The sequence below is a fragment of the Carboxylicivirga taeanensis genome (genome assembly GCF_051851475.1).
Taxonomy (GTDB): Bacteria; Bacteroidota; Bacteroidia; order Bacteroidales; family Marinilabiliaceae; genus Carboxylicivirga; species Carboxylicivirga taeanensis.
Genome location: NZ_JBPUSJ010000058.1, coordinates 1 through 2,088 on the forward strand (window position 1 = coordinate 1; position 2,088 = coordinate 2,088).

Here is a 2,088-nt window from a genome sequence, read left to right on the forward strand (position 1 = left end):
AAACGCTGGCGTAAAACACCTTCTCATTTGGTTTTTGGCTTAGTGCAAAGCTGACCATTAGAGAAATTAGGAAGATAAAATAACAAGCTACAACATGCTGCTATAAAGCATAGCTGGCGCACTTTGGGCGGTTTGTAAGTCCAACCGATTGTCAGTCCTGCTGGACGGACAATCTCGCATAAGAAGTGCTAAGCTTCATGCAGCTACCGTTGTAGCTTATTTCGGGGTATCTGTATCGGCAGCAGCATTTTGGCCATCCGCCAAAAACCAAAACGTAGTATAACTTGGCCACTTTTCTTGACTCAGCTTGTTTCATATCAGCCCAGTCGTTCAGATTGAAGTGCTTTTGGAATTGATTCTCAAACGTGAACAGGAATCAATTTGATTTACAAACTGTTTACGCCGCTCTTAACCAGTATTAGTTGGTTATAAGCTGCTTTAAAAGGCTTTCGCACTTTTCTTTTCGGAAGCTTGATTTACAAACGCTGGCGTAAAACAACTTCATATTAGGTTTTTGGCTTTGTGAAAAACTGAACATTAGAGAAAGTTAAGAAGATAAAATAACAAGCTACAACATGCTGCAATAAAGCATAGCTAGAGCACTTTGGGCGGTTTGTAAGTCCAACCGATTGTCAGTCCTGCCGGACGGACAATCTCGCATAAGAAGTGCTACGCTTCATGCAGCTACCGTTAGGGCACATAAAATCAAACGAACTGCAACATTGAAACAATTATAAAAATGAAAAAACATCTCAAATTCGGACTACTTACAGTATTGATTGGATTAATAATGACAGGTTGTAAATTCAGTTATACAGAACCATCAGAAAAGACTACTGATTTAGGAGACAATTCTTCTATTCTGATTGCCAAAAAATCATTGAGATACATTCAAGAAAATAAAACGGATAGTTTAAAAGGATTATTGAATAGTAAAGTATTAAAAATGGCAAAACCAGAACAGATTGACTGGTTGATGCGAGAAGGAAAATTAGTTCTTGATAATTATGAGTATCCAAATGACACAAGTGTTTTAAAATCTCAGAAAACAAACTATTCTATGGGAGGAAAGCAGGTGATTGAAATGTTTAGTTTCCCATTTCAGAGTAAAGTTCATAAGGATTCCGTAAAATATTTTCATATCACTGTAACTGACCACGAAATTTATAGATTGTTGCTAAATGATTATCCTCCAGGTATGCGAATAATTGAACCAAAGCATTCTGAACCGCATAAAGGCAAAATCAATATGCAGACAGATAACTTAAAATGGTTTAGAATATGGTACGATGGTGGTGTTTATAATAAAAAGAGATTTAAAAATGAGACTGGATTTTATGCTGTATCAGGTGACAACCAGAAACTTGATGAAATAGGTGTTAAAGATAAATTTCAAAAAATATTCAACTTGATTAATGCTGCCGAGTTTGACTCTTTAGATTTTAAATACCTGCGAGAAGATGAAGTAGGTGACCCTGAATGGATTTATTTAAGAATGAAATTTAATGATGAGGAATATAAAAACCTTGGAGAATTTGAGATTTCATATTTCATAAAGGAGGAACAAGGAAAAAAAGAAATAATGTCTGATTATATTATCCTAAAACACACAGATAAGACAAGATATTTAATGCGAAAAGATAAAAACCAAAATATTATTAAAATTTTGACAGAAATTGCACATTATGATTATGGGGATTATTATGAAAGATACCCATAGTAATTACGTGCCCTAACAATGTGTCATACCTAATGGCGGGGAAAGTAGTAAATTTCAAGGTTTGTGGCTCGCATCAACACCATCACGGTTTGATAGTGAAAAGCTACGAAGACCGCCACTACGCATACACTAAACGTTGTAACCTATTTGTTGGTTAAATATTTACAGATTGATTTTGGTCGTCCACCAAAAACCAAAACTTAGAATAACTTGGCCACTAATCTTGACTCGGTTGGTTTCATATCAGCCCAGACGTTCAAATTGAAGTGCCTCTGGAATTGATTTTCAAACGTGAACAGGAATCATTTTTATTTACAAACTGTTTACGCCGCTCTTATTCTGTTTTAAGTTGACTATAAGCAGTTTTA

General features: G+C 35.2%; 1 protein-coding gene. It reads left to right on the forward strand.

The window, feature by feature from the left end:
• Positions 1-739 precede the first annotated feature (739 nt).
• Positions 740-1,720 carry a hypothetical protein gene (locus ACSX1H_RS19135; RefSeq protein WP_439185861.1) on the forward strand — a complete coding sequence of 327 codons (981 nt, stop codon included), beginning with the start codon at positions 740-742 and terminating at the stop codon, positions 1,718-1,720.
• Positions 1,721-2,088: the final 368 nt, after the last annotated feature.

Bases quoted from the DNA above. Each gene is read 5' to 3' on its own strand.
- ACSX1H_RS19135 (WP_439185861.1), top strand. From the start codon at position 740: ATGAAAAAACATCTCAAATTCGGACTACTTACAGTATTGATTGGATTA.